This is a genomic window from Bordetella genomosp. 13 (assembly GCF_007679965.1).
Lineage (GTDB): Bacteria > Pseudomonadota > Gammaproteobacteria > Burkholderiales > Burkholderiaceae_B > Bordetella.
In genome coordinates this window covers 1-25,904 of record NZ_VEHL01000004.1, presented here as the reverse complement: position 1 = coordinate 25,904, position 25,904 = coordinate 1, and the positions used below count along the sequence as shown (strand labels likewise).

The window sequence follows — 25,904 nt, the reverse complement described above, 5'->3', positions numbered from 1 at the left end:
GTTATTCGGCCCGCAACAGGGCCATGAGAGCGCCGACGTGCGGCACGCTTTCCAGCTCGTCCACCATGCGCAGCACGGCGTCAGCGCGGTCTTCGGGCAGATGCGCGGTCAGGCGCCGGAACTTGGCGGCCACCTTGTCGGCGGTCGGCGTCAGGCTGTCCATCTCCAGGCCGCTGGCCTGGTAAGAGGCGCCCGCGCAGGTCACCTCGACGTCCACCCGGCCATCCTGGCCGGCGCCGGGTTCGAGCAGTTCGATCCGCTCGGCCAGCGCCAGCACCTCGGCGTCGTCCACGTTGTCGTAGTAGGCGTATTGGTCGACCGGCCGGCCCAGCAAGGCGGCCGCCACCGTGAAGCGCGCGCTGATGCGGGCCTGCAGGGGCGCCAGGAACGGCGCCACGTTGGTGTAGCCGGGATTGGTAAGCGTCGGCAGCGGCGCGCGTATCGCCACGCGCTCGATGCGCGAGGGCGCCAGGCCGTGGCGCTCACGCAGCGCCAGCGCCAGGTGCACCGGCGTCTGCACGAAGATGCAGACGGGCCGCTCCTTGTAGACCGTCTCGTCGATGAGGAAGCGCTGGCCCAGGCCGCGCGTGGCCTGCGCGGCGTGCTCGACGCCGCGTCCGAAGGCGCGGAAGTATCCCGATTCGCCTTCGAACGCCAATGGGGACGCGGTGGCGCCGGCGGCGGCCAGCTCGGCCGCCGACACGCCGATGCGGCTGGCCCAGCCCACATTCAGCTTGACGTCCATGGTGCCCGACCGGAACCCCTCGCCGAAGCCCGAGGCGAACATGGCCGCGCAGCCCAGCGCGTTCACCAGCCCCGGCCGGTCCAGGTCCAACATCTTGCCGGCCGCGGCGGCCGCGCCGATGGCGCCGGCCACGCCGGTGCCGCGAAACGCCGGCAGCATGCCGGGCGCCCCCAGATAGGCGCGCGCCACGACGTCGTAGCCCAGCACGATGGAGGCCAGCAACGCCGCGCCGCTGCCCGCGTGCGCCTCGCCCATCGCCAGCGCCGCCGGCACCACGACCGCGCCCGGATGCGACTTGGCCAGGAAGTCGTCATGGGTGCAGCCGTTGACCAGAGTGGCATTGACGAACGCCGCATCCCCCGCGGGCAACCGCTCGGGATGGCCGATAACCGATGCCGGCCCTTGCCTGCCCCCCGCGAAGCGGCGCGCCACGGCGGGCACCGGCAGATCGCGGGCGGCCAGCGCCGTCGCCAGCGCGTCCAGCAGGCGCGACTTGGCCCGCGCGATGGTATCGGCGGGCAGGTCGCGCAATGCCGTGCCCTGGATGAAAGCCGCCCATTGTTCGGCCACGGAATCCGGGCGTGCTGGCGTGGCCTCAGGCTGTGCCGCGGCGTGCGGCGTCGCTGTTGCATGCATGCGCGTGTCTCCTTGTTCCTTGCCCCGGTGCGCGACGGGGGCTCGGCCGCGCGGTCATTGCCGCGCTTTGACCAGTTCCGCCTGAACTGTTCCGATTAACGAACCATAGTTCCGTTGATCGAACTATATAATTGTGTCCTGGAAAATGTCAATCTCCCCGCCCGAAATCCGGTGTCCATGAAACGATCAGAATCGCCCCCGCCCGCCGCGGATGCCGACAACGGCACCGTGAACCGGGTCCTGCGCATCCTTGCGCGTTTCGCGGAGAAGGACCGCTGGGGGTTGAACGAGTTGGCGCGCAGCCTGAACCTGCCGCGCGGCACCACGCATCGGCTGTTGAATCTGTGCAAGCCGCTGAACTTCGTCACGCAGGACGAGGAAGGCCAGTACATGCCGGGCATCGAGCTGCACCGGCTGGCCGGACGGCTGGCGGCCGAGATCCCCATCAACCAGATCGGCGACCCCATCCTGCAGGCCTTGCGCGACCAGACCGATGAAACGGTGCTGTTGACCTTGCTGGTGCGCAACGAGCTGAAGATGTTCTTCACGGGATCGGCGTCGCCCGCGCATCCGCTGCGCTACCGCATCGAGAAAAACCAACTGGCGACGCTGGCATGGGGCTCGGCGGGACGTTCGCTGCTGGCTTTCCTCAGCGAGGAAGAGATCGACGTGGTGGTGCAGCGCGCCGAGCCCTCGCCGCTGGACCAGCGGCCCCTGGACAAGGACGAACTGCTGTCGGCGCTGCGGGCCATCCGCGAGCGAGGCTACGCGGCCAGCTTTTCCGAGCGCGCGCCGGGCGCCTTCGGGCTGTCGGTGCCCTTCTTCGACAGGCAAGGCGAAATACGCGGCAATCTGACGCTGACGATTCCCGACTTCCGCTACGACCCGGCCAAGCAGGAGGCACTGATCGCCCTGCTGCGCGACGCAGCGGCGACGTTGACACGGCAGCTGGGTTGGTCGTGAACGGCGGGCGCCAGGTGCCCGCCCGATGGCGGTGGCCCGTCTAGCGCCGCCGCGATCCCAGCAACGACCCCAGCACCCCGCGCACCAGTTCGCGCGCCACCGAGCGCGCGGTGCTCTTGGCCACCGACTGCACCACGCCGTCGCGGCGCCCGCCGCGCGGGCCCACCGAGCCGAACAGCACTTCGTTCACGCTCTTCATCAGGCCGCCCTCTTCTTCCTTCGGCGCGGCCGTCGTGGGCGCCGTCCTGCCCGTGGGCGCCCTGCCAGCGCTGCTGCCGACAGGCGCGTCCGACGCCGCTCGCGCCGTCAGCACCTCGTACGCCGACTCCCGGTCGACCGCCTGCTCGTACTTCGCGGCCAATGCATTGCCCTGGCGCAGCGCCTGGCGCTCGGCGTCGGTGGCGGGACCGATGCGGCTGCCCGGCGGCATGATCCAGGCACGCTCGGTCGGCATCGGCCGGCCCTTCTCGTCCAGCAGCGACACCAGCGCCTCGCCCACGCCCAGCTCGGTGATCGCGGCCTCGATGTCCAGGCCCGGATTCGGCCGCATGGTCTGCGCGGCCGTGCGCACGGCCTTCTGGTCGCGCGGCGTGAAGGCGCGCAGCGCATGCTGCACGCGGTTGCCCAGCTGGCCCAGCACGGTGTCCGGGATGTCCAGCGGGTTCTGCGTGACGAAATACACGCCCACGCCCTTGGAGCGCACCAGCCGCACCACCTGCTCGATCTTCTCCAGCAAGGCCTGCGGGGCGTCCTTGAACAGCAGGTGCGCCTCGTCGAAGAAGAACACCAGCTTCGGCTGGGCCACGTCGCCCACCTCGGGCAGCTTCTCGAACAGCTCGGCCAGCAGCCACAGCAGAAACACGCCGTACAGGCGCGGCGCCTGCATCAGCTGGTCGGCCGCCAGGATGTTGACGATGCCGCGGCCCTGCGCATCGGTGCGCATCAGGTCGGCCACTTCCAGCATGGGCTCGCCGAAGAACCGGTCGGCGCCCTGCGACTCCAGGCGCAGCAGGCTGCGCTGGATCGCGCCCACCGAGGCGGACGACACGTTGCCGTAGCGCGTCTTCAGGGCCGCGGCGCGGTCGGCCACGTCCTGCAGCATCGCGCGCAGGTCCTTCAGGTCCAGCAGCAGCTGGCCTTCGTCGTCGGCCACCCGGAACACCAGCGTCAGCACGCCTTCCTGCGTGTCGTTCAATTCCAGCATGCGCGACAGCAGCAGCGGCCCCATGTCGGACACGGTGGCGCGCACCGGCAGCCCCTGCTTGCCGAACACGTCCCACAGCGCCACGGGGCTGGCGCCCCAGGCCGGCTCGGGCAGTCCCAGCTTCTGCAGCCGCTCCTGCAGCTTGGGCGAACCGGCGCCCGCCTGCGAGATCCCGGTCAGGTCTCCCTTGACGTCGGCCATGAAGACCGGCGTGCCCTGGCGCGAGAACTGCTCGGCCAGCACCTGCAGCGTGACCGTCTTGCCGGTGCCGGTGGCGCCGGTGATGCAGCCGTGGCGGTTGGCCAGGGCGGGCAGCAGCGCCAGCTCGGCCTGGGCGTTGCGGGCGACGACGAGGGGGGCGTTCATGGGCGTTCACTCCATAGGGGCGGCAACGGTGGCGCAAGTGTAGACCCGGCGGGCGTGGCGCGCGCGACACACTCCGGACGGCGTTGCAGGGTCGGGCAGGCTAAAATAACGTTCTTTGACACCATTATTAGATAAGAGTAACCATGGCCGGACATAGCAAATGGGCCAATATCCAGCACCGCAAGGGCCGCCAGGACGCCAAGCGGGGCAAGCTCTGGACCAAGATCATCCGTGAGATCACCGTCGCCGCCCGTGCCGGCGGCCCCGATCCGGACAGCAATCCGCGCCTGCGCCTGGCCTGGGACAAGGCCACCGACGCCAACATGCCCAAGGACAACGTCCAGCGCGCCATCCAGCGCGGCGCGGGCGGCGCCGACGGCACCAATTACGAGGAAGTCCGCTACGAAGGCTACGGCGTGGGCGGCGCGGCCGTCATCGTCGAATGCATGACGGACAACCGCACCCGCACCGTGGCCGAAGTGCGCCACGCATTCGCCAAGAACGGCGGCAACCTGGGCCAGGAAGGCTCGGTCGCGTTCATGTTCAAGCATTGCGGCCAGTTCGTGTTCGCCCCCGGCACCTCCGAGGATCAGGTCATGGAGACTGCCCTCGAAGCTGGCGCCGAGGACGTCGCCACCGACGACGAAGGCGTCATCGAAGTGCTGTGCGCCCCGGCCGACTATGCCGCGGTACGCCAGGCCTTCGACGCCGCCGGCCTGAAGGCCGAGGTCGACGGCATCGTCATGAAGGCGTTGAACGAAACGGAACTGGCCGGCGAGGACGCCGTGAAGATGCAGAAACTGCTCGACGCCCTGGAAGGCCTGGACGACGTGCAGGACGTCTACACCAACGTCGTGTTCGACGAAGCGCAATGAAGCGGGCGGCGCTGCGGCGGCTAGGGGTGCCGCGCAACGCTGGCGGACCAGCCCGGCCGGCGAAGACCGGCCAGGCGACTATTCCACTGCGGGCCGAAGTGGCAACCTCACGCATCACCACATTATTCTCATGAAACTCCTGGTTATCGGCTCGGGCGGCCGCGAACACGCCCTCGCCTGGCGGCTCGCACGTTCGCCCCGCGTCCACAAGGTCTATGTCGCTCCCGGCAATGGCGGCACCGAACAGGGCGACCTGCTCGAGAACGTGGCTCTCGCCAGCCCCGAGGAACTGGCCGACTTCGTCCAGCAGAACGGCGTCTCGCTCACCGTGGTGGGCCCCGAGGCGCCGCTGGCCGCCGGCGTGGTCGACGTGTTCCGCGCGCGCGGCCTGAAGATCTTCGGCCCCACGCGCGCCGCCGCCCAGCTGGAAAGCTCGAAGGACTACGCCAAGGCCTTCATGATCCGCCATGGCATTCCCACGGCCGCGTACGCCACCTTCACCGATCCGGCAGAGGCGCACGCCTACGTCGACCAGCAGGGCGCGCCCATCGTCATCAAGGCCGACGGCCTGGCCGCCGGCAAGGGCGTGGTGGTCGCCATGACTGCCGACGAAGCCCACGACGCCATCGACGCCATGCTGGGCGACGGCTCGCTGGGCGCCGCGGGCGCCCGCGTGGTCATCGAGGAATTCCTCACCGGCGAGGAAGCCAGCTTCATCGTCATGTGCGACGGCCGCCACGTGCTGGCCCTGGCCACCAGTCAGGACCACAAGCGCCTGCAGGACGGCGACGCCGGCCCCAACACGGGCGGCATGGGCGCCTATTCGCCCGCGCCCATCGTCACGCCGGAACTGCACCACCGCATCATGCGCGAGATCATCCTGCCGACCGTGCAGGGCATGGCGCGCGACGGCATCCCGTACACCGGCTTCCTGTACGCGGGCCTGATGATCGCCCCCGGCGACAGCCCCGACCGTACCATCAAGACGCTGGAATTCAACTGCCGCATGGGCGACCCGGAAACCCAGCCCATCATGATGCGCATCAAGAGCGACCTGCTGGACGCGCTCGAGCACGCGGTGGATGGCACGCTGGACCAGGCCGATATCGTCTGGGACCGCCGCACCGCCCTGGGCGTGGTGCTGGCCGCGCACAACTACCCGGGCACGCCGCGCACGGGCGACGTCATCAACGGCCTGCCCGCCGATGCCGACGACCGCATGGTCTTCCACGCGGCCACCAAGCGCGAGAACGGCCAGGTGCAGACGTCGGGCGGCCGCGTGCTGTGCGTCACCGCGCTGGGCGACTCGATCCGCATCGCGCGCGACCGCGCCTACGAAACCGTGTCGGGCATCCATTTCGATGGACGCCAGTACCGCGGCGACATCGGTTGGCGCGCCCTGAAGCCCTCGCAGCAGAAGCCGCGCTAGCCGTTCCCGTCGCCGCTCCATGACCGAAGCCGTTTCCGCCACCGACGTCCGCGACTACTTCACCGGCCTGCAGACCCGCATCGTGCAGGCGCTCGAGCAGGCGGGCGGCGAGCCCTTCCGCGCCGACGAGTGGCAGCGCCCGGAGGGCGGCGGCGGCATCTCGCGGCTGATCGAGGGCGGCCAGTTGCTCGAGCGCGGCGGCGTGCTGTTCAGCCACGTCATGGGCACGCGGCTGCCGCCGTCGGCCAGCGCGCACCGGCCCGAGCTGGCCGGCCGCCCCTGGCAGGCCATGGGCGTGTCCATGGTGCTGCATCCGCGCAATCCGCACGTGCCCACCACCCACATGAACGTGCGCATGTTCCTGGCCGCGGCGCGCCCCGGCCACGACGAGCGCGACGTGTTCTGGTTCGGCGGCGGGCTCGACCTCACGCCCTACTATCCGCGCGCCGAAGACGCCCGGCATTTCCACCGGGCCTGCCGCGACGCGCTGGCCCCGCATGGCACCGACTACTATCCGCGCTACAAGCGCTGGTGCGACGAGTACTTCTTCCTGAAGCACCGCAACGAGACGCGCGGCATCGGCGGCATCTTCTTCGACGATCTCAACGAACCGGGCTTCGACGCCTCGTTCGCGCTGGTGCGCTCGGTGGGCGACAGTTTCCTGGGGGCCTACCTGCCCATCGTCGAGCGCCGCCGCGACCTGCCCTACGGCGAACGCGAGCGCGACTTCCAGGCCTACCGGCGCGGCCGCTACGTCGAGTTCAACCTGGTCTACGACCGCGGCACGCTGTTCGGCCTGCAGTCCGGCGGCCGCACGGAATCCATCCTGCTGTCCATGCCGCCCATCGCCAGCTGGCGCTACGACTGGCAGCCGCAGGCCGGCACCCCCGAAGGCGAACTGGCCGCGTACCTGACGCCACGGGATTGGGCATGAGCCAGCGCCCCCGACACGCGTGCGGATCGACACCGCGCCGCGCCTGGGCCGCGGCATGAACCCCGTGGGCGCATCCCTCGGCCCGTCGCGCGAAGACGCCCCAGCGGGCCGCATCGGCCTGCTGGGCGGCAGCTTCGATCCCGTGCACGATGCGCACGTCGCGCTGGCCGAGGCTGCCATCCGGTCGCTGGGGCTGGCCGAAGTCCAGCTGATCCCCGCAGCCAATCCCTGGCAGCGCGCCCCCCTGAAGGCCGCGCCCGAGCACCGCCTGCGCATGCTCGAGCTGGCCATCGCGGGCCATCCGGGCCTGGTGGCAAACCCCATCGAGATCGCGCGCGGCGGCGCCACCTACACCATCGACACGCTGCGTGCCCTGCCGCCTGGCCGCTACGTCTGGCTGCTGGGCGCCGACCAACTGGCCAATTTCTGCACGTGGCGCGCCTGGCAGGACATCGCCGCAACGGTCGACCTGGCCGTCGCCGTGCGTCCCGGCACCGCGCTGCACGTGCCCGACGAACTGGCCCGCTGGCTGCGGGGCCATGGACACGTGCTGCAGGAACTGCCGTTCTCGCCCATGGACGTGTCGGCCTCCCACATCCGCGAGCAGCTGGCGCAGGGCGCCGCTGCGTCCGGCATCCACCCCGCCGTCGCCGGCTACATCGCCCGGCACGGCCTCTACCACTGAAGTCGCCCCCCCAACGGCGGATGCCAGCGTCCTCCGTGCGGGTTATATTTGGAACACATGGATATTCAAAAACTACAGCGCGCCGTCATCGACGCCCTCGAAGACGTCAAGGCGCAAGACATCAAGGTCTTCAATACCACGCACCTCACCAGCCTGTTCGATCGCGTGGTGATGGCCAGCGCGACCTCCAACCGGCAGACCCGTGCGCTGGCCGCCAGCGTGGCCGACTGTGGCCGCGCCCTGAAGCTCACGGGCATCACCATCGAAGGCGAGGACACCGGCGAGTGGGTCGTGGTCGACCTGGGCGACATCGTGGTCCACATCATGCAGCCCGCCATCCGCCAGTACTACAACCTGGAAGAGATCTGGGGCGACAAGCCGGTGCGCGTCAAGCTGCTGCCCGACTCGTTGGCCCGCCCGGCCATGTTCAGCAGCGACGACGAACCGGCCTGACGCCGGCCCGCCCATGAAACTTTTCGTACTGGCCGTCGGCACCCGCATGCCCGGCTGGGTCGAGACCGCCTGGGACGACTACGCCAAGCGCCTGCCGTCCGATTGCGCGCTGGAACTGCGCGAGATCAAGCCCGAGCCCCGCACCACCGGCAAGACGCCGGTCCAGATGATGGCCGCCGAGGCGCGCCGCATCGAGGCCGCGCTGCCATCCGGCGCGCTGCGCCTTGCGCTGGACGAGCGCGGCCGCGATCTCACCACCATGGCGTTGTCGCAGCAGCTGGAACAATGGCGTTCCGGCGGCCGCGACGTCGCCTTCCTGGTGGGCGGTCCGGACGGGCTCGATGCCGCGCTGAAGGCCTCGTGCGACGGCCTGCTGCGCCTGTCCTCGCTCACCCTGCCGCATCCCATGGTGCGCGTGCTGCTGGCCGAGCAGCTCTACCGCGCCTGGGCGATCATGACCAATCACCCGTATCATCGCGCCTGACGCGGTCTGTCGGACTGCGGCGCCATGCACCGCAGGCCTGGCCACAGGTCGCGGCGCCGTGCAGCTTCGGCTGCTTGCCCGACGCCCGAACGGCCGCCCCGCGGCCCGGCCGCCGTGGCCGCGACACGACTCCACCCGCTTTCACGCCTACCGCCATGTCCGACGCCGCCACGCCCGCTTACGCCCCCCGCCTGTACCTCGCCTCCGCCAGCCCGCGCCGCCGCGAACTGCTGCAGCAGATCGGCCTGTCGCACGAGGTGCTGCGCGTGCCCGCCCCGCCCGGCGAGGACGAGCCGCAGTTGGCGGGCGAAAGCGCCGCGGACTACGTGCGGCGCACCGCGCGCGACAAGGCACAGCGCGCCGTGGCCTGGCTGCGCGAGCAGCCGCTGGCCGCGCTGCCCATCCTGGCCGCCGACACCACCGTCATCCTGGACGGCGCCGTGCTGGGCAAGCCCGCCGACCGCGCGGACGCGCTGCGCATCCTGCAGGCACTGTCCGATGCCGAGCACGAGGTGCACACCGCCGTGGTGCTGGCCGTCGACGGCCGCCTGCGCGAGGCCCTGTCCGTCACGCGCGTACGCATGCGCGCCATCACGGCCGCCGAACGCGAGCGCTATTGCGACAGCGGCGAACCGTTCGGCAAGGCCGGCGCGTACGGCATCCAGGGCCTGGCCAGCGCCTTCATCGCCCACATCGCCGGCAGCTACAGCGGCGTGATGGGACTGCCATTGTTCGAGACCGCGGCGCTGCTGGCCGAAGCCGGCATCCAGATCCCCTGAGGGTCCCCACGCCGGGCCATCGGCTTGCTGCCCGAGGGAGCGCCCTTGCCTCGGGCGCCACGCCGCGCCTTCTGCTTTGTGACCCTGGGGGAACCCGTCCTGCCTCGGGCATCCCAAGGCAAAAAAGATGGGCCGGTCATCCCGGCCCATCTGCTTCCCGCCGCCTCGTGAGCAGCGGGACCTTGCTCTTTGCGAATCCACTTGGGCCGTGAATCAGCCCGGCTGGTGCGCCGGCGTGCCGGCGTGATGCACGGGTGCGGCGGGCTCGTCCAGCGGCAGCGCGTTGCCCGCCATGGCGGCGTCCAGGCGCTCCTTGTCCAGTTCGCCCTCCCAACGCGCCACCACGACGGCGGCCGTGGCATTGCCGACCAGGTTGGTCAATGCGCGGCATTCCGACATGAAGCGGTCCACGCCCAGGATCAGCGCCATCGCGGCCACCGGAATGGTCGGCACCACGGACAGCGTGGCGGCCAGCGTGATGAAGCCCGCGCCAGTGACGCCCGCCGCGCCCTTCGAGCTCAGCATCGCCACCAGCAGCAGCAGGATCTGGTCACCCAGCGACAGCGGGATGTCGCAGGCCTGCGCGATGAACAGCGCGGCCATCGTCATGTAGATGTTGGTGCCGTCCAGGTTGAACGAGTAGCCGGTCGGCACGACCAGGCCCACCACCGACTTGGCGCAGCCGGCGCGTTCCATCTTCTGCATCAGCGTGGGCAACGCGGCCTCGGACGAGCTCGTGCCCAGCACCAGCAGCAGTTCCTCGCGGATGTAGCGGATCAGCTTCAGGATCGAGAAGCCGTTGTAGCGCGCCACCGCGCCCAGCACGAATACCACGAACAGCACCGAGGTCAGGTAGAACGTGCCTACCAGCATGGCCAGATTGACCACCGAGCCGATGCCGTATTTGCCGATGGTGAAGGCCATGGCGCCGAACGCGCCGATGGGCGCCGCGCGCATCAGGATGGCGACCAGCTTGAACACCGGCGTGGCCAGGGCCTGCAGGAAGGCCGTGACCGGACGGCCGCGTTCGCCCACGATGGCCAGCGCGATGCCGAACAGCACCGCCACGAACAGCACCTGAAGGATGTCGCCCGACACGAACGGGCTGACCATCGTGTTGGGGATGATGTTCAGCAGGAAGCCCGTGATGGTGGAGTCGTGCGCCTTGGTGACGTAGTCCTGCACCGACTTCGAATCCAGCGTCTTGGGATCGATGTGCAGGCCCGCGCCCGGCTGCACCACGTGGCTGACGACCATGCCGACGATCAGCGCCAGCGTGGAGAAGATCAGGAAGTAGATCATCGCCTTGCCCACCACGCGGCCGACCTTCTTCAGGTCGCTCATGGCGGCGATGCCCGTGGTCACCGTCAGGAAGATCACCGGTGCGATGATCATCTTGACCAGCTTGATGAAGCCGTCGCCCAGCGGCTTCATCGCTTCGCCCCACTGCGCGTGATAGTGGCCCAGCAGGATGCCCACCACGATGGCGAACAGCACCTGCACGTACAGGATCTGATAGAACTTCTGCTTGCGAACGGGCGCGGCGTCGCCCTGGTTGACGTCTAGCATCGGGAGTGTCCCCACCAAAAGCCGGGTCCGCCTGTATGGCAGGCTTGTGATCCGGATGTTTTTTTCAAAAGTCCTTGCCGCACGGCGGGCGCGGCATCGCGAATGCTTACGCAAGTGGCATGCCAACTGGCTTGTGCACCGCAGCAGTGCGGTAAGCCCTTGAAAGGTGCAGATTTTTTCTGGCGGTCCCGCGCGCCAGCTGGCCCAGGATGGCGGGATCCCGCACACCGCCGCGGTAGAATGTGCGGAAATCCACACACCCGCGCGAACCCTCGCGCACGCCATGCAACAACCTTCATCGGACTCCGATCCCGCCCGCGACCGCGAGCAGGCCGCGGCATCGTCCGCACCGTCCATGCCGCCGCTGCCCGCCCAGTACCGCCTGCGCACCGCCCTGCTGCTGCTGGCCGTGCTGGCGCTGGCGGCGTGGCTGGTGCATCGGGCCGGCGTGTGGGGCGCCGACCGCGCGGTCCAGGAACTGGCCACGCACGCCCGGGCATCGGCGCAGCTGAACACCGTGGCCCTGCGCAGCAGCCTGGACAAGTTCCGCGCGGTGCCCTACGTCCTGGCGCAGGATCCGGAAGTGCGCGCCACGCTGCTGGGGCCCGTCCCAGAGCGCATCCTGGAACTGGACGACAAACTTGCCGCCCTGAGCCGGGGCGTCGGGGCATCCGCGATCTACCTACTGGACATGACAGGCCTGGCCATCGCGGCCAGCAACTGGAACGAGCCCGCCACCTTCGTCGGCGTCGACTATCAGTTCCGGCCCTACTTCCGCCGTGCCGTCAGCGACGGAGAAGCCGAATATTTCGCCCTGGGCACCATCAGCCACGAACCCGGCCTGTACCTGTCGCGCCGCATCGCCGACGCCGCCGGCAAGCTGCTGGGCGTGATCGTGCTGAAAATGGACTTCGTCGCGCTCGAGCGCAACTGGGACGCCCTGGAAGACGCCCTGTTCATCACCGACCGCAACGGCGTGGTGTTGATGGGCAACGTGCCCGAATGGCGGTTCCGCGCCTCGGGGCCGCTGGCGCAAGCCACCGCCCAGGCCATGCGCGCCGACCAGCAGTTCGGCGACGCGCCCTTCGCGCCGCTGCCGGTGGCGCTGCCCGCGGGGTCGCGGGATGCCGGCACGCTGGTGCGCGCGGGCGAGGCCCTGCGCCGGCAGCCCGCCGGCGCCCGCCTGTTGCATACCGCGTATCCCGTGCAAGGGTCGGATCAGTGGACGCTGCACACGCTGTCGCCGGTGCAGCCCGCCATCGACCGCGCGGCCGCCAATGCCCAGCTTGCCACGCTGCTGGCCCTGACGGCCTGCGGGCTGGCCGCGGGCCTCTACCTTTACCTGCGCGGCCGCGCGCGCCACCGCACGCATGCACAGGCGGTGGTGCGCGCCGAACTGGAACACCAGGTGCAGCAGCGCACTGGCGAGCTGCGGCGCGCCAATACCGAACTGCAGTCGCTCATCCAGCAACGCGAGCATGCCGAGGCCCGGCTGCACCAGATGCAGGACGAACTGGTGCAGGCCAACAAACTGGCGCTGCTGGGCCAGGTGGCAGCGGGCGTCGCGCACGAGATCAATCAGCCCGCGGCCGCCATCCGCGCCTACGCGGACAACACCGCCGAGTTCGCGCGTCGCGGCCAGCACGCCGCCGTGCTGGAGAACCTGGGCACCATCGCCGCGCTGACCGAGCGCATCGGCGGCATCACCGGCGAGCTGCGCGCCTTTTCGCGCAAGGCCGCCGCCAGCGTGGCCCCCATCGCGCTGGACGATGCGCTGGAGGGCGCGCTGCTGCTGGTGGGGCCGCGCCTGGCACGCCAGCGCGTGCTGCTGACCCACCCCGGCCACCGGCCGCGCCTGACGGTGCTGGCCGATCGCATGCGACTGGAACAGGTGTTCGTGAACCTGCTGCAGAACGCGATGGATGCGCTGCAGGACAGCCCCGACCCGCGCATCGACATCCTCATCGAGACGCCGTCAGGGGCGGCAGAGACGCCCCGTCCGCCCGTCGCGGCGGCAGCCCGCGCCCAGGGCCCGCAGCCGTTGTCCGATGCGGCGGACAAGCATGCCAAAGACCCGCAACCCACATCCGGTACAACGCCCGCCCACGCCAAAGACCCGAGACTCACGTCCGATACAACGGCAGCCCGCGCCGCCGCCCAACAGCCCGCATCCGGCGCGACGCGAATCCACGCAGACGCCGCCCCGTCGGGCCAGGTCCGCATCCACATCCGAGACAACGGCCCCGGCCTGGCCCCGCAACTGCGCGAACGCCTGTTCACGCCCTTCCAGACCACCAAGCCCGAAGGCCTGGGACTGGGCCTGATCATCTCGCGCGACATCCTCACCGAATTCGGCGGCAGCCTGCATGCCGCCGACGCCACGCCGCACGGCGCCATCTTCACCGTCACGCTGGCCGCGCCGGCCACCGAACGCGCATGAGCCCTCGCCGAGGCCCACCATCGGCCCGCCGGACCGCTCCAGCGGCGGGGCCCGGCATGCGGCCCGAAGGTACATCGATGACTTCCCCTGATTTCTCCACCGATCCCCGCGCCGCGTCCTGTCCCGTGATGCTCGTCGACGACGATGCCGACCTGCGGCGCGCCACCGCCCAGACCCTCGCGCTGCACGGCTACGACGTGCGCCCGCACGCCGATGCCGAGGCCGCGCTGGCGGAACTGGACGACAGCTATCCGGGCGTGGTCGTCACCGACGTGCGCATGCCCGGCATGGACGGCCTGGAGTTCTTTCAGCACATGCGCAGGCTGGACGCCGACATCCCCGTCATCCTGATCACCGGCCATGGCGACATCGCGATGGCCGTGCAGGCCATGCGCGACGGCGCGTACGATTTCCTGGCCAAGCCCTACCCTTCCGACATGCTGCTGGCCGCCATCGGCCGCGCCGCCGAGAAGCGCCGCCTGCTGCTGGAGAACCGGCGGCTGCGCCAGGCCGCGCTGGAAACCGACTTCGACGACCTGGCCTTCATCGGCGCCACGCCCGCCATGCAGCGCATCAAGGACACGCTGCGCCACGTCGCCGGCGCCGACGTGGACGTGCTGATCGAAGGCGAGACCGGCACCGGCAAGGAAGTCGTGGCCACCGTGCTGCACCGCCTGAGCGAGCGGCGCGACCGGCCGCTGGTGGCCATCAACTGCGGCGCGCTGCCGGAGACGGTGATCGAAAGCGAACTGTTCGGCCACGAGCCCGGCGCCTTCACCGGCGCGCAGAAAAAGCGCATCGGCCGCATCGAGCACGCCGGCGGCGGCACGCTGTTCCTGGATGAGATCGAGAGCATGCCGCCCGCCGTGCAGGTGAAGCTGCTGCGCGTGCTGGAAAGCCGGCAGGTCGCGCCGCTGGGCACCAACGAGGTGCGCGACGTGGACCTGCGCGTGGTGGCCGCCGCCAAGGTCGACCTGGGCGACGCGGCGGTGCGCGCGCGTTTCCAGTTCCGCGATGACCTGTACTACCGGCTGAACGTCGTCACCGTGCACCTGCCGCCGCTGCGCGAACGCCGCGAAGACATCCCGCTGCTGTTCGCGCACTACGTGGGCCTGGCCGCGCGGCGCTTCCGCCGCGACGTACCCACGCTGTCGAGCGCCGTGCGCGCCCATCTGGCGCAGTACGAATGGCCGGGCAACATCCGCGAACTGGCGCATTACGCCGAACGCTTCGTGCTGGGCGTGCTGCCGCCCGCCCCGCAGGCCGGCACGGACGCGCCCGCCGCCGACCTGCCCACGCTGCACCAGCGCGTCGAACGCCACGAGGCGTACCTGATCCGCCAGGCCCTGGCCGAACATGGCGGCGACGTGCGCGGCACGCTGCAGGCCCTGGGCCTGCCCCGCAAGACTTTCTACGACAAGCTGCGCAAGCACGGCATCGACCGCCAGTCGTACGCCGGCGCCACGACGCCGCGCGACGAGCCGTAGCGACGTCCACGGCGCGCCATCCCCTCGGTGCGCATCGCGGCCCCCCCGTATTTTCACTAATACATCCCGTCCCCGACCGCGCCGCCGCGTGTCGCGGCCGGGCCCGCCGCTCGCTTGCCGTCCAACCGGCATGACGTGGACAAGCATTTGATCTATAAAGAAAATCGGTGGAGCCATCTGGCTCGCGACGACGCCACCGCGCGTGCCCGGCCTGCACCCACATAATCCAGGCAAATGCGAAGAATAAATATTTAGAATTTTTCTTATAGCTCGAGCCAGACGTATAAAAGCAGCCGGCCACCCCGCAATCCCGCCGGCCGCACGACACCGCATTGCATCGAGAGAGAGAAAAAATGAAGGGGAATTCCACCACGGCGAAGCACCAGCCGGTACGCGCCTCCGTCGCCGCGTTCGTCGGCACCATGATCGAGTGGTACGACTTCTACATCTACGCCACCGCCGCGGCGCTGGTGTTCGGCAAACTGTTCTTCCCGTCGGCCGACGGCTTCTACGGCACGCTGGCCGCGTTCGGCACCTTCGCCGTCGGCTTCTTCGCCCGGCCGCTGGGCGGCGCGCTGTTCGGCCATGTCGGCGACCGCATCGGCCGCAAGAAATCGCTGGTCATCACCCTGCTGATGATGGGCACCGTGACCGTGCTGATCGGCCTGCTGCCCACCTACGCCGCCATCGGCGTCTGGGCGCCCGTCCTGCTGGTGCTGCTGCGCCTGGTGCAGGGCATCGCGGTCGGCGGCGAATGGGGCGGCGCCGTGCTGATGGCGGGCGAGCATTCGCCCGACCAGAGCAAACGCACGTTCTTCGCCTCGTTCGCGCAACTGGGCAGCCCGGCTGGCCTGATCCTGTCGATGCTCATGTTCAAGCTGGTGACCTCGCTGGACGACGCGCAGTTCATGGCGTGGGGCTGGCGCGTGCCGTTCCTGTTCAGCGCCGTGCTGCTGATCGTGGGCTTCGCCATCCGCATGAGCGTGCAGGAATCCCCCGACTTCCTGGCCGAGCAGGAAGCCCGCGCCAGGCGCGCCGCCGCGAAGGAAGAAGAAAAGGTGCCGCTGATCGAAGTGCTGCGCGGCGCGCCGGGCATGCTGGCCCTGGCCGTGGGCGCCAACGTGCTGGGCATCGCGGGCTTCTACTTCACCAACACTTTCATGCTGGCCTACACCACGCAGTACGTGGGTCTGTCGCGCGCCGTCATCCTGGACTGCCTGCTGCTGGTCTCGGTGATGCAGTTCATCATCACGCCGCTGTCGGCCTACATCGCGTCGCGCATCGGCAACCGCCGCTTCCTGCTGATCACCTCGTTCATCTCGTTGTTCACGCCCTACGCCATGTTCAACCTGGTCGACCAGGGCAACCTGCTGTCCCTGACCCTGGGCGTGGGCGTGGCCGTGATGTTCATGGGCGCCTATTACGCCGTCATCGCCGGCTACGTCAGCGACAGTTTCCCCACCCGCATCCGCTACACCGGCATCTCCATGGCCTACCAGCTGTCCGGCGCCATCTTCGGCGGCCTGACGCCGCTGCTGGGCACCGTGCTGGCCCAGAAGTTCTCGGGCCAGTGGTGGCCGCTGGCCCTGCTGTTCAGCGCCATCTCGCTGCTGTCGATGCTGTCGGTGGCCTTCCTGGCCGAGCGCAAGCCCGGCGCGCACCCCTCTCATTCCGCTGTCCGCACATGAAGACGTTCTACCATCCCGACCAGAAGCTGCACCATCCGCAGACCTATTTTTCGCGCGGCATGATGCGCAAGCCCCAGGAAGTGCCGTCCCGGCTGGACGCGCTGGTCGAGGGGGTGCGCAAGTTGAAGTTCGACATCATCGAGCCGCCCGACTCAGGCGCGGCCGCCATCGGCGCCGTGCACGCGCTGGATTACCTGCGCTTCCTGCAGGACGCCCATCCGCGCTGGAAGCAGCTGCCCGACGACTGGGGCGACGAAGTCGTCTCCAACATCTTCGTGCGCGAGCCCAACGCGCTGCGCGGCGTGCTGGCCCAGGCGGCGCGCTACCTGGCCGACGGCAGCTGCCCGATCGGGCCAAACACCTGGCGCTCGGCCTACTGGGCCGCGCAATGCGCCATCAGCAGCGCCCAGGCGCTGCTGAACGGCGACCGCGAGGCCTATGCCCTGTGCCGCCCGCCCGGCCACCATGCCCGCCGCGACGCGGCAGGCGGCTTCTGCTACCTGAACAACGCGGCCATCGCCGCGCAGATGCTCACCGCGAAGTACAAGCGCGTGGCCATCCTGGACACCGACATGCATCATGGCCAGGGCATCCAGGAGATCTTCTACGAGCGCAACGACGTGCTCTACGTCTCCATCCATGGCGACCCGGAGAACTTCTATCCGGTGGTGGCGGGCTTCGAGGACGAGCGCGGCGCGGGCGAAGGCTACGGCTACAACATCAACCTGCCGATGCCGCACGGCTCGGCAGAACCGGTGTTCTTCGATCGCCTGGACCAGGCGCGCCGCGCCATCGAGCTCTTCCAGCCCGACGCGCTGGTGCTGTCGCTGGGCTTCGACGTCTTCGAGAAAGACCCGCAGGCCATGGTCGCGGTCAGCGCCGACGGCTTCGAGCGCCTGGGCCGCGCGGTCGGCGGGTTCGGCGTGCCGACCGTCATCGTGCAGGAGGGCGGCTACTATATCGAGGGCCTGGAGGACAACGCCGAACGGTTCTTCAACGGACTGGCCGGCGCCTGACCGGATCCGCCGCGCGTATTGGAACGAGGCCGCCTCCACGCGGCACCGCCTGCGCAGACGGCGCCGTGATCCCCGAGGCGCCCCGCCCTTTCTCTCGCTCGCCATGTCTCATCCTGCCGCGCCCAGCAAGACCGCCTCACCGCTCGCTCCGGAACGCCTGGACTGGAACCTGCTGCGCACCTTCATGTTCGTGGTGCAGGAACGCGGCATCAGCCGCGCGGCCACCGCGCTGCATCTCAGCCAGCCCGCGGTCAGCCAGGCCCTCAAGCGCCTGGAAGACGCGGTGGGCGGCACGCTGCTGTACCGCCGCAACGGCGAATTCCGGCTGACCGCGCTGGGCGAGGCGCTCTACCGCATCGCGCGCGACATGTACGGCATGGTGGCGCGCATCGACGAAGCCACGGCGCAGGACGAAGGCGAGATCGCCGGCACGCTGCGCCTGATGCTGATGAGCAAGATCCAGAGCGCGGCGTACGACGATTTCCTGATGCAGTTCCATCGCCGCCATCCCCGCATCGAGTTCTACGTGGACGTCATGCAGAGCGCATTCATCCTGGACGCGCTCAGCAAGCGGGTTCCGGCGCTGGGCATCTGCCTGTGCCGCAAGGCCATCGACAGCCTGGAAAGGCGGCTGTTCATGCGCCACCGCTACGTCACCGTGTGCGGCCGCAACCATCCGCTGTTCTCGCGCCGCAGCGTCCAGGTGGAAGACCTGCTGGACCAGAACTTCGTCAGTTTCGCCAGCGACCAGTTGGGCGACACGCTGTCGCCCTTGACCATCTTCCGCGACCAGCAGGGCTTCACCGGCCGCATCGTCGGCACCTCGCCCAACGTCGAGGAGATCCGCCGCATGGTCATTGCCGGCATGGGCCTGAGCTGCCTGCCCGAGCACATGATCCGCCAGGACCTGCAGGCTGGCGACCTGCGGCGCATGCCGCCCGACGACGTCATCGCCGAACTGGACGTGTTCCTCACCTGGCACAAGCAGCGCAAGCTGACGCTGGTGGAGCAGACCTTCCTGGACGCGTTCGAACGCTTCCTGGACCGCACGCCGCTGGAGATGCGGGCAGGCTAGCCGCCAGGACCGCGTCCCGACGCCGCCCCGCAGGCTCACCACAGTCGTTTCACCCACGCGCCGCCGCCATGGCCGCACGTCCCCCACGTCGAACCCGTGGCGGCCGACGTGATGCCGCCGCATATGTCACGCCCGTGACGCGTGCCTGTACACCGCCCCGTGCGGCCGCCTCCGCCCTGCGCGGACACCCCTCTCCCAGCACCATTCTGTCTGGAATCTGAACGTTATCTGATGACCCCATGAACGCAAGCTGAGGGGTCGTTGAACCCTTTGTTTCAACGCCGCCAAGCTGACTCGAATCGGTCATGTCCCAGCCACTCGGCCATGCGTGAATGGCGGGCTTTCACAAAACCCTGGCGATTCCATCGCCGTGCCCTGCGGCCTGCCGCTGCACGGCAATCGGCAGTGGACCGCCTCAAAACACTCTCTGTACAACACGGGCAGAACATGGACCGTCGCAATTTCATCAAGTGGGGAAGCTTCCTCACCGTTTCCGTTGCCATGACCGGCACGCTCACCGCTTGCGGCAGCGATCACGACAGTGACGATGACGAAGCCGGCAACGGCGGCGGCGGCAACGACACCCCGCCGCGCAAGCTAGCCTTCGCGCAAGGCATCGCATCGGGAGACCCGCGCCCCGACAGCATCATCCTGTGGACCCGCATCGACGGGGCGGACGGCACCCATCCCGTCAACGTCCGTGTGCAACTGGCCAGCGACCAGGCATTCGCGCATCTGCTGGTCGACGAACCCGTCCAGGCCGATGCGGCATGGGACTACACGGTGCGCCACAAGGTCACAGGCCTGAACCCCGCCACCACGTATTTCTACCGCTTCGTCGCCGGCGACGCCACCAGCACGGCCGGCCGCACCAAGACCGCGCCCGCCGCGGGTGCCTCCGTCGCGCAACTCAAGTTCGCCTTCATCTCCTGTCAGGACTGGAACGCGAACCACTGGGGCGCGTTCGACGAGATGCTGAAGGAGGACCTTGATTTCGTGGTCCACCTGGGCGACTACATCTACGAAAGCCTGCCCGCCCACGTGCCGGTGGGCCTGGCCGAGGCGGCCCACGCCCCGCTAGCGCTGCCCGACGGCACCAGGCAGGCCGATGGCTCGATCTACGCCACCACCGTCGCCGACTACCGCGCCCTGTACAAGCAGTACCGCGCGGACCCGCGCCTGCAGGCCCTGCACGCGCGCTTCCCCATGATCGCCATCTGGGACGACCACGAGTTCTCCGATGACGCCTGGCAGGATCACCAGACCTACGCCGCGGACGACGACAGGAACCACCAGACGCAGCGCCGCCGCAGCGCCAGCCAGGCCTGGTTCGAGTTCATGCCCGCCGACGTCAGCTTCGACGCCAAGAACCCCGCGTTCGACAACATCCAGATCTACCGCTCCTTCCAGTTCGGCTCGCTGGCCACGCTGGTCATGACCGACGAGCGCCTGTACCGGGCCGACCACGTCATCCCCGAAGCCGCCGCGGGCGGCTTCCTGGGCAGCCGCTACCTGGTTCCCCAGAAGACCCTGGCCGACGCCGAAGCCGCCAAGATCGCCGGCGCCGGCAACGCGCTCACCCCGGTCTCGATGCTGGGCGACACGCAGCGCACGTGGTGGCAGAAGGAGATGCTGTCCAGCCAGGGCAAGACGGCATGGCGCCTGTGGGGCAACGAAGTCTCGCTGTTGCGCATGCAGGTCGACGGCCAGGAAGCCACGGTCCAGCTGCTCGCGGACGCCATCGTCGCCACCTCGCCCGATGACCTGCAGCCGGTACGCGACACGCTGATCGTGCCGGCCGTGCGCAGAGACGTGGCCGCGCTGAAAGCCTCGGGCACGCTGCCCGCGGCGTTCACCAACGTGCACGCCCTGTTCGACCCGATCTTCGGCAAGCCCACGGTCGACGCCGCGGTGGCCGCGCTCAACACCCAGCTGCCCCCCCTGTCGTTCCTGAACAAGATGCTGATCAACGCCGACCAGTGGGACGGCTACAACGGCGAACGCAAGGCGCTGATGGGCTTCCTGAAGGACAACGGCATCAAGAACGTCGTGTCGCTGACGGGCGATATCCACGCGTTCTTCGCCGGGCAGGTCATGGACGACTACGACGCCGCGACGCCCGTGCCCGTCATGGTCGACCTGGTGACCGCCGGCGTGTCGAGCTCCTCTCTGTTCCGCTTCTTCGTCGACCAGGTGCACACCGAGGCGCTGGCCAGCCTGGCGCCGCTGGTCTACCAGAACATCACCAACAAGCTCAACGGCACGCTGGGCAGCAACAACGCGTGGCTCAAGCACGTCGATACCGACGCGCACGGCTACACGGTCGTCACGCTGAAGGCCGAGTCGCTGGTGTGCGACTTCAAGAGCGTGAAGCCGCTGGTCAACGGCGCCCTGCCCGCGGCGCCGCTGCTGGCTGGCACCTACACCGTGACGGTCCCGTCCGGCGCGCCCACCGTGCAACTGCCCCAGTCCACCTGATTCCTGCCCATCCCACTCATGTCCGCAGGCCGCTCGCGGCCTGCCTTAATCAGAGAGAAACACCATGACCCTGGCAACATCCGTCCGCGCGGCGCACCGCGCTCCGCTGTACGCCATGACGGCGCTGGCCGCGGCGCTGACCCTGGCCGCCTGTAACGGCGGCAGCGACGACAACGACTCCTCCACGCCTCCGGCCGGCGACACGCCCGCCGCGATGACCACCCTGCACGGCAAGGTCACGGGCTCGGCCTACAAGGCCGGCAGCAGCACCAACCCCACCATCGAAGCCGCCTACCTCGGCGGCGCGCGCGTCTGCGCCGATGCCGACGAGAACGGCAAGTGCGACCCGTCCGAAACCTCCGCCGTCGCGGACGGCAACGGGGCATTCACCATCACCGTGCCGGAAGGCTCCTCGCTGCTGGCCGACGTGGGCACCGACGCCATCAACACCGCCAGCAAGGCCCACGTCGCCAGCCGCATGGCGCTGCGCGTGTCCGCCGCCCAGATCAAGGACCAGGGCGCCGACAAAATCGTCATCAGCCCCATGTCCAGCGAGATCCAGCGCATGGTCGAGGACGACAACAGCGACTACGCCACCGAGAAGGCCAACCTGGCCACGCGCGTGAAGGTGAAGCCGGCCGACGTGATCGGCGACGTGCACGCCGCCACCGGCGCCACGCAGGCCTCGCTGCTGTTCGAAGCCAACCAGCTGGCCAACCGCTACACGTACGCCACCACCAAGCTGGACCGCGGCGATCTGTACCCCGACGCCCTGGCCGTGGAAGGCGGCAATCCCGAGCTGACCAACATGTTCAACGTGACGCCGGAAACCGCCGTCACGCGCGACACCCGCGCCCCGATCACCTTCAAGCAGGCCCAGCAGGCCGCCTTCAACATCGAAGGCATCCCGCGCTACGACCACCTGTTCGTGCTGTTCCTCGAGAACAAGGGCTCGAACACCATCCTGAACCAGCCCTACGCGCCCAAGATCTCGAAGTACCTGAAAGACTACAACCAGCTGTCGAACTACTTCTCGACCGGCCAGCCCAGCGAGCCGAACTACACGGCCGTGGGCGGCGGCGACGACTTCGGCATCACCGACGACTCGCAATGGAACTGCGGCGCCACCGGCGCCAACGCGCCGAAGGATTCCATCCCGGACAACACCAAGCCCGGCCTGGGCGCCTCGCCGTTCAACCCAAGCACCAACTGCGGCGGCGGCACCAACCACAACATCTCGGGCCCCAACCTGTTCACCCTGCTGGAGAAGTCCGGCATGAACTGGCGCGTCTACAACGAAAGCGTCAACCCCGGCCAGGACATCCGTACCGACAGCGTCGGCGATCCCACCGTGATGGGTGAGGACAACGTCTACCCCAACGGCATCGGCGACAGCCCCACCCCTGTGGGCACGCCCGGCGCCGTGCCGATGCCTGGTGGCCTGTACAAGACCAAGCACAGTCCTCCGATGGCCTTCCAGGACGCGCGCCTGTTGCCCGACTTCACCTTCAGCAACCGCACCATGGGCGGCGGTCAGTTCGACGCCAGCCTGAAGAACGGCAGCAAATACCAGGTGCCGGCCAACTATGAAGTCGACCAGTTGGGCAAGGACCTGGAATCCGGCGACGTGGGCACGCTGAACTTCCTGATCCCCGACCAGTGCGACGACATGCATTCGACCACCGTCAAGCGCGCCGACGGCGCCCTGGCCAGCGACTGCAGCGGCGCGGCCATCCTGACGCGCGGCGACAACTACGTCGACTACATGATCAAGAAGATCCAGGCCTCGACGCTGTGGAAGAACGCCCAGAAGCGTTCCGCCATCGTGATCATGTTCGACGAAGGCACGGCCAGCAGCGGCTTCAACTCCTGCTGCGGCTGGAACGTCAGCAACAGCACCGTATCGCAGTCCCTGAAGCAGAACGATGACGGCACCTTCTCGGCCGATCCGTCCATCGTCAACTACACCGAAGGCAACCACGGCCACGGCAACTCGATCTTCCTGATCGTGAGCAACCAGCCGCGCGCGCCCCGAGGCGTGGTCGACAGCGACGCCTACAGCCACTTCTCGTTCGTGCGCACCATGCAGGACATGTTCCAGATCGCCGACCCGATGGTCGACGGCAGCTACCTGAACCGCGCCCGCTACACCGAGAAGTTCATCGCGCAGCACCTGGACCTCTTGCCCGAGTACGCCAACAGCGGCGACACGCACTTCGACGCGGTTCGTCCCATGAACCACGCGTACGTGATCCCGAAGGACTACCACCAGAAGCAGGCCACGCAGGATGCCGCGCTGCCGCCGCAGGTGGGCCCGGACAAGACCCAACGCAGCGTGTGGGCCGTCAAGTAAGCGAATGCCGATGATCTCCAGAAAGCAGTTGCACACGGCGAGCACCCTGCTCGCGGCAACGGCGGCGGTCATCGTGGTGTCGGCCGTCGTCCGCGGAACCCCCGCGGCCGGCGCGCCGGCTGCCGCGCAGCCCACTGCCGCGACGTGGAACAACCCAGTCATACACCAGAAGCCCCTGAGCCTGGCCGCGCAGGTGGGTCAGAAGCTGTTCTTCGACCGTACGCTCTCGGGTTCCGGCACGATGGCCTGCGCCACCTGCCACGACCCCCGCTTCGCCTACGGCCCGCCCAACGACCTGGCCGTCCAGGTAGGCGGCGCCAACATGGACGAGCGCGGCCTGCGGGCCGTGCCGTCGCTGCGCTACAAGGACAAGACGCCCGCCTATTCCGACCTTCTGGACAACCCCGACGCGATCAGCGTGCCGGGCCCCGGCGGCGGCTTCGACTGGGACGGCAGGATGGCCAGTCATGCCGACCAGGCGAAAGGCCCGCTGCTGGATCCCTTGGAAATGGCCAACGACTCCGCGCAGTCCGTGGTCCGCAAGGTGCAGGCAGCCGACTATGCGCCCCTGTTCCGCCAGGCGTTCGGCGAACACGCGTTCGACGACGGCGCCCAGGCCTTCGAATCCATCACGGCGGCGCTGCAGGCCTTCCAGCTGGAGGACGTCAGCTTCCGTCCGTACAACAGCAAGTTCGACCTGTACACCTCGAACAAGAAAGGCGGTCAGCTGACGGCGGCCGAACTGCGCGGCATGCGCGTGTTCACCGATCCGGCCACCGGCAACTGCGCCTCGTGCCACTACCAGGGCGCCGGCTTCCGCGGCAGCAGCGGCCTGTTCACCGACTTCTCGTACGAAGCCATCGGCGTGCCGCGCAACACCGCCCACGCCACCTCGCCCAACGCCAACGGCAACAGCATTCCTGCAGACGACCGGGATCCGCAGCGCCACGACATCGGCCTGTGCGGTCCGCAGCGCACCGACCACACGCTGCGAGGCGAGAACGGCAAGCCCAGCACTTTCTGCGGCATGTTCAAGGCCCCCACGCTGCGCAACGTGGCCCTGCGCCAGGCGTTCTTCCACAACGGCGTCATCCATACGCTCGAGCAGGCGATCCGCTTCTACAACACGCGCGATACCAACCCCGAGCTGTGGTATCCCACCGCCGGCGGCAGGGTTCTCGAGCCGGGCGACGCGGGCTACGACCCCAACTACCCCACCTACGGCCTGATCACCACGCAATACGCCAAGGGCACGGGCACGGTCCAGAAGTTCAACGACCTGCCCAAGGAATACTGGGCCAACATCGACACCCAGATGCCGCTGGACGGCCGGCCTGCGGGCTCCAAGACCCCCATGTCCGAAGGCGACGTGCATGACCTGATCTGCTTCCTCGGTACGCTGACCGACGACTACCGGCCCGGCGAAAACACGCCCGCCCAGCGGGCCTGCGTGGATTGAGGACCGTCATGGATCCAGGCTCGCCGGGTTAACGGCGGCGGCCATCGTGCTGCCCTGCCACGACCGCGGTCTCATGCAAAAAAGGCCATCCGCGAGGATGGCCTTTTACCTGGATTCACTCTCTGGACTCGCAGCGACTGCCGCCGGAATATTCCGGCCGCGCCGGATAGACACATCAAGACCTCTAGATCAATGATGCAACCCGCCCGATCTCGACGCTGCGGCAACGAACCGCGCCGCCCGCGCCCGAATCCGGATCGATCTCCACCGCGACGGAGCCGTCCGCGGAGCGGCTCACATCAAGCTGGTCGATGACGTTCAGGTCATTGAAGTCGTACAAGGCAAGGTGCTGGATGTCGCGCAACACCAACTCGATCAGCACGTTGTGCGTGGCCGCCGCGTTCGCACCCGCAGAGACAGCTTTTCCGTGGTGCAGCCGGACATGCACGCAAAGCGTCGCGGTCGTGGCCTCGGACTGCGCCGGCAGCGAGCGGGACACGGCAAAGGAGATCAGCTCGGCGCCTTCGAAAGAAGGCCAGCACCCGAGCACGTCGATCACGCGCTCCGCGCCTTGGATCAGATCCTCGATGTCCATGATTCCGATCTCCAAGAGATACGCGCCATGTTGGCGCGTTGAACTGCCGCATTCGGCGACCATTTCATTGCTGCAAAAGCAAAACCCCGCAGACGTTGAGTCTACGGGGTTTTGGGGATAAGAGCCTGACGATGACCTACTTTCACAGATGTACATCCACTATCATCGGCGCGAAGGCGTTTCACGGTCCT

At 68.6% G+C, this 25,904-nt stretch carries 20 protein-coding genes; 16 read left to right on the top strand and 4 right to left on the bottom strand.

Annotated features, from left to right (window positions below; translation table 11 throughout):
- Position 1: 1 nt before the first annotated feature.
- Positions 2-1,381, bottom strand: a complete 1,380-nt coding sequence (locus tag FS845_RS11450) for an MmgE/PrpD family protein (protein WP_144634685.1) — start codon at positions 1,379-1,381, stop codon at positions 2-4.
- 177 nt (positions 1,382-1,558) lie between these two features.
- Between FS845_RS11450 and FS845_RS11445 the strand changes: the two genes are divergently transcribed.
- Positions 1,559-2,344, top strand: coding sequence for an IclR family transcriptional regulator (locus FS845_RS11445; RefSeq protein ID WP_144634683.1), 786 nt, complete (start codon positions 1,559-1,561; stop codon positions 2,342-2,344).
- Positions 2,345-2,384: 40 nt separating this feature from the next.
- Here the strand turns inward: FS845_RS11445 and FS845_RS11440 are convergent, their stop codons facing one another.
- A complete protein-coding gene (locus FS845_RS11440) occupies positions 2,385-3,914 on the bottom strand; it encodes a helicase HerA-like domain-containing protein (protein WP_144634681.1) in 1,530 nt (509 codons plus the stop codon).
- A 143-nt stretch (positions 3,915-4,057) separates the two neighbouring features.
- On the opposite strand from FS845_RS11440, the gene FS845_RS11435 reads away from it, so the two are divergent.
- The 7 genes from FS845_RS11435 (at position 4,058) to FS845_RS11405 (ending at position 9,553) form a co-directional block, all read left to right on the top strand.
- Complete coding sequence (locus FS845_RS11435; RefSeq protein WP_144634678.1) at positions 4,058-4,789, top strand: YebC/PmpR family DNA-binding transcriptional regulator; 732 nt, start codon at positions 4,058-4,060, stop codon at positions 4,787-4,789.
- A gap of 130 nt (positions 4,790-4,919) precedes the next feature.
- On the top strand, positions 4,920-6,218 hold the full coding sequence (gene purD, locus FS845_RS11430; RefSeq protein WP_144634675.1) for a phosphoribosylamine--glycine ligase: 1,299 nt from the start codon (positions 4,920-4,922) through the stop codon (positions 6,216-6,218).
- 19 nt (positions 6,219-6,237) lie between these two features.
- Entirely contained in the window at positions 6,238-7,152 is a 915-nt protein-coding gene (gene hemF / locus FS845_RS11425) for an oxygen-dependent coproporphyrinogen oxidase (protein ID WP_144634672.1), read from the top strand.
- Between the two features lie 55 nt (positions 7,153-7,207).
- Complete coding sequence (gene nadD / locus FS845_RS11420; RefSeq protein WP_144635765.1) at positions 7,208-7,837, top strand: nicotinate (nicotinamide) nucleotide adenylyltransferase; 630 nt, start codon at positions 7,208-7,210, stop codon at positions 7,835-7,837.
- 57 nt (positions 7,838-7,894) lie between these two features.
- The gene (gene rsfS, locus FS845_RS11415) at positions 7,895-8,290 is read left to right on the top strand and encodes a ribosome silencing factor (protein WP_144634669.1); all 396 of its coding nucleotides are present in this window, start codon (positions 7,895-7,897) and stop codon (positions 8,288-8,290) included.
- A 13-nt stretch (positions 8,291-8,303) separates the two neighbouring features.
- On the top strand, positions 8,304-8,774 hold the full coding sequence (rlmH, locus tag FS845_RS11410) for a 23S rRNA (pseudouridine(1915)-N(3))-methyltransferase RlmH (protein WP_144634666.1): 471 nt from the start codon (positions 8,304-8,306) through the stop codon (positions 8,772-8,774).
- 155 nt (positions 8,775-8,929) lie between these two features.
- Positions 8,930-9,553, top strand: coding sequence for a Maf family protein (locus tag FS845_RS11405; RefSeq protein ID WP_144634664.1), 624 nt, complete (start codon positions 8,930-8,932; stop codon positions 9,551-9,553).
- A gap of 213 nt (positions 9,554-9,766) precedes the next feature.
- Here the strand turns inward: FS845_RS11405 and FS845_RS11400 are convergent, their stop codons facing one another.
- A complete protein-coding gene (locus FS845_RS11400) occupies positions 9,767-11,122 on the bottom strand; it encodes a dicarboxylate/amino acid:cation symporter (RefSeq protein WP_144634661.1) in 1,356 nt (451 codons plus the stop codon).
- Between the two features lie 283 nt (positions 11,123-11,405).
- Here FS845_RS11400 and FS845_RS11395 point away from each other — a divergent pair, with 283 nt between their 5' ends.
- From FS845_RS11395 to FS845_RS11360, 8 genes are all read left to right on the top strand, one after another.
- A complete protein-coding gene (locus FS845_RS11395) occupies positions 11,406-13,562 on the top strand; it encodes an ATP-binding protein (RefSeq protein WP_144634658.1) in 2,157 nt (718 codons plus the stop codon).
- 77 nt (positions 13,563-13,639) lie between these two features.
- Positions 13,640-15,049: a sigma-54-dependent transcriptional regulator gene (locus tag FS845_RS11390; RefSeq protein ID WP_144634655.1), complete on the top strand. Its 1,410-nt coding sequence runs from the start codon at positions 13,640-13,642 to the stop codon at positions 15,047-15,049.
- Between the two features lie 353 nt (positions 15,050-15,402).
- Complete coding sequence (locus FS845_RS11385) at positions 15,403-16,737, top strand: MFS transporter (RefSeq protein ID WP_144634652.1); 1,335 nt, start codon at positions 15,403-15,405, stop codon at positions 16,735-16,737.
- A complete protein-coding gene (locus tag FS845_RS11380; protein WP_144634650.1) occupies positions 16,734-17,753 on the top strand; it encodes a histone deacetylase family protein in 1,020 nt (339 codons plus the stop codon). Before FS845_RS11385 ends, FS845_RS11380 begins: the two co-directional genes overlap by 4 nt.
- A gap of 103 nt (positions 17,754-17,856) precedes the next feature.
- The gene (locus tag FS845_RS11375) at positions 17,857-18,828 is read left to right on the top strand and encodes a LysR family transcriptional regulator (RefSeq protein ID WP_144634647.1); all 972 of its coding nucleotides are present in this window, start codon (positions 17,857-17,859) and stop codon (positions 18,826-18,828) included.
- Between the two features lie 447 nt (positions 18,829-19,275).
- Positions 19,276-21,306 carry an alkaline phosphatase D family protein gene (locus FS845_RS11370; protein WP_144634644.1) on the top strand — a complete coding sequence of 677 codons (2,031 nt, stop codon included), beginning with the start codon at positions 19,276-19,278 and terminating at the stop codon, positions 21,304-21,306.
- 64 nt (positions 21,307-21,370) lie between these two features.
- The gene (locus FS845_RS11365; RefSeq protein WP_144634641.1) at positions 21,371-23,659 is read left to right on the top strand and encodes an alkaline phosphatase family protein; all 2,289 of its coding nucleotides are present in this window, start codon (positions 21,371-21,373) and stop codon (positions 23,657-23,659) included.
- A gap of 10 nt (positions 23,660-23,669) precedes the next feature.
- Positions 23,670-25,118, top strand: a complete 1,449-nt coding sequence (locus FS845_RS11360; protein ID WP_260986255.1) for a cytochrome-c peroxidase — start codon at positions 23,670-23,672, stop codon at positions 25,116-25,118.
- A 184-nt stretch (positions 25,119-25,302) separates the two neighbouring features.
- Here FS845_RS11360 and FS845_RS11355 read toward each other — a convergent pair whose 3' ends face one another.
- Positions 25,303-25,713, bottom strand: coding sequence for an Imm50 family immunity protein (locus FS845_RS11355; protein ID WP_186332248.1), 411 nt, complete (start codon positions 25,711-25,713; stop codon positions 25,303-25,305).
- Positions 25,714-25,904 lie beyond the last annotated feature (191 nt).